At 59.9% G+C, this 7,917-nt stretch carries 7 protein-coding genes and 3 pseudogenes; 4 read left to right on the forward strand and 6 right to left on the reverse strand.

All coding sequences use genetic code 11. The features are described from left to right. Positions 1-1,004: efflux transporter outer membrane subunit (locus JOZ76_RS14135; RefSeq protein ID WP_291699247.1), on the forward strand; the 1,004-nt coding region annotated here is incomplete at its 5' end. A 39-nt stretch (positions 1,005-1,043) separates the two neighbouring features. Here the strand turns inward: JOZ76_RS14135 and JOZ76_RS14140 are convergent. After that, positions 1,044-1,328 (reverse strand): hypothetical protein, encoded by a 285-nt coding sequence (locus JOZ76_RS14140; RefSeq protein WP_291699248.1) that lies wholly within the window; start codon positions 1,326-1,328, stop codon positions 1,044-1,046. Between the two features lie 292 nt (positions 1,329-1,620). Between JOZ76_RS14140 and JOZ76_RS14145 the strand changes: the two genes are divergently transcribed. Both JOZ76_RS14145 and JOZ76_RS14150 read left to right on the forward strand, forming a co-directional pair. Then, positions 1,621-1,956, forward strand: a complete 336-nt coding sequence (locus JOZ76_RS14145; protein WP_291699249.1) for a hypothetical protein — start codon at positions 1,621-1,623, stop codon at positions 1,954-1,956. A 1,099-nt stretch (positions 1,957-3,055) separates the two neighbouring features. Continuing rightward, positions 3,056-3,568, forward strand: a complete 513-nt coding sequence (locus JOZ76_RS14150; protein WP_291699250.1) for a hypothetical protein — start codon at positions 3,056-3,058, stop codon at positions 3,566-3,568. 1,487 nt (positions 3,569-5,055) lie between these two features. Here JOZ76_RS14150 and JOZ76_RS14155 read toward each other — a convergent pair. The 4 genes and pseudogenes from JOZ76_RS14155 to JOZ76_RS14170 form a co-directional block, all read right to left on the reverse strand. Beyond that, complete coding sequence (locus tag JOZ76_RS14155) at positions 5,056-5,187, reverse strand: hypothetical protein (protein ID WP_291699251.1); 132 nt, start codon at positions 5,185-5,187, stop codon at positions 5,056-5,058. 156 nt (positions 5,188-5,343) lie between these two features. Next, positions 5,344-5,544 (reverse strand): annotated as a pseudogene (locus tag JOZ76_RS14160) (undecaprenyl-diphosphate phosphatase); the annotation flags it as partial. Beyond that, positions 5,525-5,782, reverse strand: a pseudogene (locus JOZ76_RS14165) (transposase); the annotation flags it as partial. The pseudogenes JOZ76_RS14165 and JOZ76_RS14160, both read right to left, overlap by 20 nt. Beyond that, the gene (locus tag JOZ76_RS14170; RefSeq protein ID WP_291699252.1) at positions 5,782-6,915 is read right to left on the reverse strand and encodes a hypothetical protein; all 1,134 of its coding nucleotides are present in this window, start codon (positions 6,913-6,915) and stop codon (positions 5,782-5,784) included. The gene JOZ76_RS14170 and the pseudogene JOZ76_RS14165, both read right to left, overlap by 1 nt. A gap of 370 nt (positions 6,916-7,285) precedes the next feature. On the opposite strand from JOZ76_RS14170, the pseudogene JOZ76_RS14175 reads away from it, so the two are divergent. After that, a pseudogene (locus JOZ76_RS14175) lies at positions 7,286-7,411 on the forward strand (IS481 family transposase); the annotation flags it as partial. A gap of 302 nt (positions 7,412-7,713) precedes the next feature. Here JOZ76_RS14175 and JOZ76_RS14180 read toward each other — a convergent pair. Next, on the reverse strand, positions 7,714-7,917 hold a 204-nt coding region (locus JOZ76_RS14180), incomplete at its 5' end, for a hypothetical protein (protein WP_291699253.1).

The raw sequence follows: 7,917 nt of genomic DNA on the forward strand, positions 1-7,917 counted from the left end.
TTACCGAGCAGCAACTGTTTCAGCTCGAGGCCGCCTATCTCACGCTAACCAGCAACGTCGTGACCGCTGCTATTCAGGAAGCTTCGTTCCGTGGTCAGATCGCCGCAACCGAGCGCATCATCGCGATCGAGCGCCGCCTGCTCGGCATTCTCAATCGTCAGCACGAAGCCGGTCAGGTCGCGCAGGCCGACGTGCTGGCGCAGGAAGCTGGGCTCGCGGCAGCGGAGCAGTTGCTGCCGCCGCTGCAGAAGCAGCTCGCCCAGCAGCGAGATCTCCTGACCGCCCTGGCCGGACGATTGTCCGCCGACGAGATCATGCAGAAATTCGACCTTGCTCATTTGAAGCTGCCGGCCAACCTGCCAGTCAGCGTGCCGAGCAAGCTTGTGGACCAGCGTCCGGACGTGCGAGCTGCGGAGGCCGTCATGCACTCCGCTAGCGCCTTGGTGGGTGTCGCGATCGCCGCGCGGCTGCCGAACTTCCTGCTTTCAGCCAATGGAGGAACGAGCGGCTACAACTTTGCCCAGAGCTTTGCGCCAGGAACCGGCTTCTATACGGTCGCGGCGGCCGCGACCGCGCCGATTTTCGACGGCTTCACCCTCTACAACAAGCAAAGAGCGGCCGAGGCAGCGCTCGACCAGGCGGAGGCGCAGTATCGCGCGACAGTCATTACTGCCTTCCAGAATGTTGCCGACGCGCTGCGCGGGCTGCAGGCCGATGCGCACGCGATGAGGGCGGCGCTGCATGCAGAGGAGACCGCCAAAGCCAGCCTCGATATCGTCGAAAAGCAATTGAACGAAGGGCAGGTCAACCAGCTGGCGGTGCTCAATGCCCAGCAGACCTACCTGACGGCGTCGGTGATTCGGGTGCAGACCGAAGCCAACCGGCTCGCCGATACGGCGGCGCTATTCATGGCGCTAGGGGGCGGCTGGCCGACCACATGCATGACCCCGGTTTGGCGCGAGTGCGCCATGGGCGAGGCCACCACGGCGGCTGCCCCGGACTAGCTGCAAAACTGAAGTGGCAGCTCCTGGCACTCCTATCGCTTACCAAATTACCACGGCGCAAAGGGCTGCCATCGGCAGGATAATTAATCCGAGGTAGAGCCAGGTTCGATAGCCGTCAGCATCCTTCGGCAGGATGAACACGTGCACGAACAGCCAGCCGCAGACGACGGCCCCCAGCGCGACCCGGACCAGGTCGCTCGGTGTCTCCCAAAGAGACCAGATGTGTTCGAGCTCGGGGCTCGATACGCGCGCGGTGATAGCGATGAGAATGGCTATAAAGACCGTCCGAAACGCCAAGCCCCCGAGCCAAACGCTCTTGGACATTCTCTCACCAGGAGCTGTTGTCTTCGCCGTAGTCACAGCCAAGCCACCCGGGTAAACTGCGCCTCATCGACGCAGACCAAATGATAGCTACGCTCGTCCCCCAGAGCAAGGCTTCGCCACTACTGGGCCACGCGGTTTGCTGCTGTGCAATGCGCGTGAAACGCAACTCAACCGCTACGATTGCTGATCATTTGAGCTAAACTGACCGAGGATTAGCGCTGACGGCGCGCGATGATGCGGACTGCTGATCGGCAAGCAGGTCGTTCCTCCCTGGCCTAAACCGCGTGGACCCATGATGCGCACAGCCGTGGCCATAACCATCCTGCTGATCGTCACGGTCCCCGCCGCTGCCGCGCAAACGGGCCATCGCAAGGCGCGCTCCTGTCAGGTTGAGGTCCTCCACTCCGAAGAGCTGCCCATAGGGCCGCTGTTTCATCACACCATGAAGGCGACCCTGCTGGTGACTGCGCCTGGTAAGCCGCAGTTCGAAACGACCGAGGTCAAGGTGATCCCCTGGCAGATGCCACCACCGCGGCGGGGGCAACGGGTCCGGGTCGGGTGCGATCGGGCACCTCTCAACTCTTCTTTTGGACTATTTTCGACCGCGGGCGCAACGTCGCCCAATTAGCAGAAGGCTCATCCCATTCGCGAGAGTCCGCACGCTCTTTGGCAAGCACCTTCGTGCCCGCGCACGAGCCGATAAAGCGATCTCTGGAACGATTCGATGGTTCGACGCCCTAATCCTCTCGGCGGAGCGGTGGGCCACCGTCTTGCTCATACGCCATGCGTGCAAATGGTCAGGGTGAGCTCCCACGCGTCGTATGTGTGTGCCTGCGGCGAGCGGGAGCGCCACCGCCATCGGATCGAGGACGGCGACAAGCGCCAGAGTAAGCACTCTTGAGCGAGCAACGCGAGCACGGCCTAATCGACCTAGGGGCCAGCGAAAGGGGCGACCTGGCTGGTCCACGAGAACCGCTCGTCATGTCCTGCGACGTATAGCTACTGGTCGGACCGGATGATCGGCCTGCTGAGCGGGGTGCTGTATCTTTTCCTCCCGCCTCGCGTCGTTCGCGTCTTCGCGGTGCGCCGACGGACTGCATGGCTGCGGCAGCCGCGATGCAGAGCCGGCACGACTTGTGTCCGGTATGCCCCAGGCACCCGACGTTACGGCGCGCGTGCCGGTTCGTTGCAGTTGTTCGGCTCAGAGTAGTGAGTCCTTGCGATGAGAATGGCTCTTAACGAGCGCTGTTCGTGCGGGCCTCAGCCCAGGGAAACCTATTGCTAAGTTGGCAGCATCGTGCTTCGTGGCCGAATTTGCGGTCGATGGGTATTGCGAGCTGATGACAAGAGACGCGAGTTCTTGGAACCACAGCGGAAAACGAGATGTGTGTATGAATCCCGGCACGACAAATTATCTTAGCCGTGACGATGGTCTTAAGCTCGATTCAGTTGGCAAGGGCCACCGACGAGATTCAGGTCTACAATGCCATGATTGCCGCGGTCGGCCAGTTCACCATTCAGCAGCATCTCAACTATACGCCGCTCGGGGTGAAGGACCCGCCGTTTCCCGGCGGACTCATCTCCAACGGCGCGATCAACGGCACGCCGGAGTTCGCCTATGGCGTAACCGACTGGTGGGAGGTCGGCCTGTATCTCCGTTCGGAATTCAGAGCGAGAGGTTTTATTCCGATGCGGTCAAGCTGCGGACGCTGTTCGTGTCGCCCCATGTGGAGCAGCGCGACTTTTTCTACGGCGTCAATTTCGAGTTCTCAAGTCAGACGCCGCCTTTTGCGCGGACCCGCTTCGCCATGGAAATCCGTCCGATCATCGGCATGCGTAGCGCCGAGTACGAATTCATCGTCAATCCGATTGTAGACGTCGGGTTCGGACGGTTTGGCGAAACGCATTTCGCGCCTGCCGCGCGGGTCGCACGCAAATTCGGCCAGGATCTGTATGCAGGCTTCGAATATTATTCCGATTGGGGCAAGATCGGAGATTTCAAAGCGTTTCCGGAACAGGAGCATACCCTGTTCGCGGTCACTGACTTCAAGATTGGCGTCGTGGATGTGAATTTTGGCGTCGGCTATGGACTAACGCCCGTCTCCGACCGCTGGGTCATCAAGGCCATTCTCGGATATGCTTTTCCGGCGCCAAGTAGTAACGCAAACGCGTCCGATCGCGCCGTGGCGGGCCCCGTCAATCCGATGACGCGCGCGTTTGTGCGAACATTACAGCCCTGACCAGAAGGGCTCGAGTTTTCCGACTAAATCCGTTCGCCATCCAAGCTGACTTCTCATGTTAGCCGAGTCTCTCGCGTCTTTGCGGTCTACCCCTGACAGCCGACGCAGGACAGATTTGATGTTGGGTCGGTGCGGGCCAATTGCTGCCGTCGCCCGGACCTAGGAGATCTGATAGAATATAGGCGTGACTGGTCCCCTAATTGGGAGGGTCGAATGACAGTCCGAACCTTGTTGTTCGCTGTTTGCCTTCTGCTTTGCAGTGAACTCCCGGCGGTTTCCAAGAGCAGTGCCGGAGGCAAGGATCACCCTTGGAACCCTGATCATATAAGCACTTTGCCCTTTGAAGTCCGAGAATACATCGCCGGAATCTGCAAGGGACCGCCTAGCGCGCAGCATGAGTTTGCCACTTATTCTCCGCACGAGAAGCGCTGGCGAATACCTCGAATATCTGCAATGCGAGGGTCGCCCGTCGGAATACCGGCGAGGAAACCAATGCCTTGATGTGGACTTCATTGACATGGGCTCGCGGTTACGTCTCGTCAGAAAACAGTATAGAGAGTGCGGCTTCTGAATCTGCGCAATTCCCGCGAATATAGAGCTTCCCCAGAGGCGGGGGCTCGCTGTAATGGTTACGGCCGACGGGTTTTTGGACGCCGGTCAGCTCAGCGTGCCGCACGCCCCGTCATTTGCCGGCATCCAAAAAAAATCTGCACACTTTCGGACGGTGCGGTGCAGCAATGGCAGCACATTCGGTCGCTTGGTCAGCGCAGGCGGCCACTGGGGTCATTCGGGAAATCCGGCTTTGCTGCACCCGAAGCTCTAACTCACCCGGAGCGCTAGGTCCTTATTTGTTGTACGCGAATCGGTTTTAGAGTAAACGCGGTGCTTGAGAATTTTCTCTGCGGGAACACCAATGTGCCGCATCAGGCTTTTGGCGTTGATTGTGGCCTGCACAGCGGTGATGTGCTTGCGTAGTCAAGCTGCGGGGTCATTTCAGACCAAGCCAGCATTCCCAAGCGTAGTAACCGCTGGCGTAGCGGTTCGCATACCAAGCATTTCGGTCCCCGACTTTTCTGCACGCGATCTAGTTGGTGGCTGCGGAAGGGGGCGCATCCGCGATCCGCAAACCCACACTTGCCGTGGTCCGGCGGACATCAGGTAGAGCTGCCTTATCGTCCTTCCTCGCCGCGCAGCACGGTCTTGGAGGGGGTCAACAGGCAGCGGCCGCTGCAGCGCCTTCGTTCGTCCCACATCCACGCGCCGCGCGATCCAAACATCGCGCTCCTCTGTCATCAGAGATCTGACTTCACTCAGGGTGGTTGCCAAGTGATGGCCTCGCAAACATCCAGGGAATCAAGTCTTCGAAGAAGTAGCTGGGCGCCAGCTCTGTCCGATCACGGGCGCGATCGTGAAGGTCAGAAGGTTAATCGTCGCGACGCCAGCCACAATCGCAATGAACTTGTAGGGCATCGGTGTGAAGCTCTTCCCTATGATATCCACAGTGCCAAGTGTTCGACCAGGCTCTCATAGCGGTGAAAATTGTTGGCCTGCTCGTACATCTCGACCAGGTCCCGTCCGAGCGTGGCCCAGACGATATAGCCAATGCCGTAGCCGCCCAAAGCTCTGGAGGATGCTATCGCGCAGGTGAAGCGCCGGCCCGCATCAGCTCGGCGGGCTATTCGGTCGTTCCACCACTATCCGCCGTGCCTTCCCTTCCCTTCCTTTATGTCGTTGGCTGCATGACAACTGATCCCAGCTCAAGTTGCAGCCGATTCTCAGAGCCAGCCCGACAGGGCTCCCACGAGAATGATCACGCCAAGACCAAAGCGGTAGACCACGAAGGGCCAACTGGAAAATCGCTCCAGCAACCGCATTAGTCCCCAGATTGCAACGAAAGCTGAAACGGACGCAACCACCAAGCCAACGACGAGAACCAACCATGCATGTGGGTCGAGATGAAGTGTCATCAATAACCAGCACCGCGTCCGTGCCGCCGACAAGTCGGTTCGCCTGGTTGAGCAGCTCTGTCTCCAGCGGCGTCGCGTCCCAGACACTGTCCGCAATGAAATGGTGCAACTGATCGTAGTTGCCCGTGGCAAGGCGTTCCGCCATCGGCTGAACGCTCTTGCGATCGCCGGGACCGATCAATCCCGCAACATACAGAGGACACATCCGCCGCCGAGTCTTATGACCCAGCCGGTCCAAGAACGGCATCAGCCAGCGTTCGAGTTCGTCTTCCCATGCCTACGGAGCAAGGCATCGAGAGCCGCGGCCAGTTGCAGCCAGTGCTCGTCGCCGGGGTTGACTGCCGCGACCTTTCTGAGACGCCTTTCCGCGGCGCCGAGACCGGAAGTGAGATCGCATCTGCCAGCAAGTAGAAATTCGGCGTTCGGCACTTGCAGTTCAAGTTGCTTGCCGATCTCGGACTCGAAGGGCTGGTCGGTCGTTGCCAATCGACTGAGGGCTTGGTTGTAGGCCATGCAGAGAGCCGGCGTGACGGTGAGCGCGAATTGGGACAGTTCCGCAAGCCGGAGAATCTGGCCATTGTCGAGGAGCGCGACTGCATCCGCCTGGCGGTTTCGGGCCGCTCGCGCACCCTCGAGCGCCTGTTGGTGCAGTAGCTCCGATCCGGCGGAGCCGTTGACATAGTCAAGCCACGCCGCAAGCGGCGACTCGGGACCAAGCCTGCGGATGTCTTGTTCCCATTGCAGCGCTGCTTCCTGCAATTTGGCATCCCGTCGTGCGAACGCAGCGTCCCAGCGCCGCTGCTCCGAGGCGAGGCGGACGGGATATCCGAGTGGATCGATCGAGGCGAACGGAATTGCTGCGAGTGCGACAAGCCCCGTGACACACAGCGCCAGCCCCGGAAGCAAGCGCATTCGTCCACCAGTGAGCGTCGGCACGCGCAAGCAGAGTCCATAGAATGCCAGCAGCGGGGGAAGCAGCGCAGGTACTAGGATAGACCAACCCCCAGGCCACACCAGGTAGGTCCGGGCGGCGGCGAAAGTCGCCACTGCCGCGAGAGGATAGAGCAATGCCGACGCGGCGCCCCAACCGGGCGGTGCAAAGCCCTTGCGCCAGGCGACCATGACCAATCCCCCGAGCGCAAGCCACAACGGGATGCCGAACAGCAGCACCAGAAGGATTCCCCAGGCTTCGCTAATGCGGGTTTCGCCGCCGCCGCTGCCGGGTTCCGCCCACGGCGGCGCGGCAATGAGCGCGAGCAGCCACGGGATGTAACAGAGAGCGGCCACAGCCATCAAAACGAAGGATCCGGTTGAAGACGGCTGCGGACGTGGCGCAACTAATACCAAGGCAAACACTCCCAGGCTGGAAAGCTCGCCCACTATACGAGCGCGCTGATCAGGTTCCAGCTTCTAGCGTGGCGCGTCCACCGGTATCAGTCCGTGCTGGGCGTCGTCGTGGTCGGGCTCGTCTGCGCCGGACATGCCTACCACTGGAGAGAGCCCGGCAGACTTCCTTCGAAAACGGGATTGCTTCTCCGAAAATCAACCGCTTGGCCCGCGAGTTGCGTTTCGTTGAGGGCTCTGGCCATGGCGACCGAGATTCGCGGTCCGATGATCGGCGATGCGTCGGTGAGAATACAACGACGCCATAAGCTCCGTCGTCGCGAGATGTTGTTTGGCTATCGCATCTCTGACATAGCGCTTTCATTGTATATGCCATGCAATTTTCTCAATATGCGCTGCGCTTCACGATACAATCGGCCACCGCATCACGGGAGATCGGACCGGCCAGAGCAACAGCCGTGGCGTCAGCTGGGAGTTCGTCCACGTCTGTATCGACGATCATTCCCGTGTCGCCTTCTCCGAGATCAGTCCCGCACAGTTTCTCAAGCTCGCGTTCCGGAAGAAGCACACTCCTCAGCTTGGCGATGAACCACATCGTCGCCAGTTCCGATTGAGATTGCCGATAGCGATGTCATCGAGGCTTGTCAGGCCTCGCCAGACGACCATGTTTCGGATCGTGATTACGTGCGAGTAGCCGGTACGCCTCCGAGCAAGACCGCCTTGAGCACGCTCCGACCTGCGGACTACACGTCAAGTGCTCTATTCCTATAATTCTACAGAAATTTCAACAATATAGGAGTTCGTTGTTTTATTCTGACTGGCACGGGTTTCTGTTCACGCCCGCAGCGCGGCGAGCGCTGCGGCCTGTGAGTGATTGAATGAATGGATGAGGGAAATAAAGTTTAGAGCCTGCCGCATTGACAATGAGAGTGGATCCACGCCCATTGTTTCAAAACACCACTGACTGTTGGAAACATCTGGGACAACCCGAGATTCAGGGCGGCGGTTCTTCCTCGCATGTGAACGGAGGCAATTGCA

It is taken from the genome of Bradyrhizobium sp. (assembly GCF_019244115.1).
In the GTDB taxonomy this organism is placed as follows: Bacteria; Pseudomonadota; Alphaproteobacteria; order Rhizobiales; family Xanthobacteraceae; genus Bradyrhizobium.

Bases quoted from the DNA above. Each gene is read 5' to 3' on its own strand.
- JOZ76_RS14140 (WP_291699248.1), bottom strand. From the start codon at position 1,328: ATGTCCAAGAGCGTTTGGCTCGGGGGCTTGGCGTTTCGGACGGTCTTT.
- JOZ76_RS14145 (WP_291699249.1), top strand. From the start codon at position 1,621: ATGATGCGCACAGCCGTGGCCATAACCATCCTGCTGATCGTCACGGTC.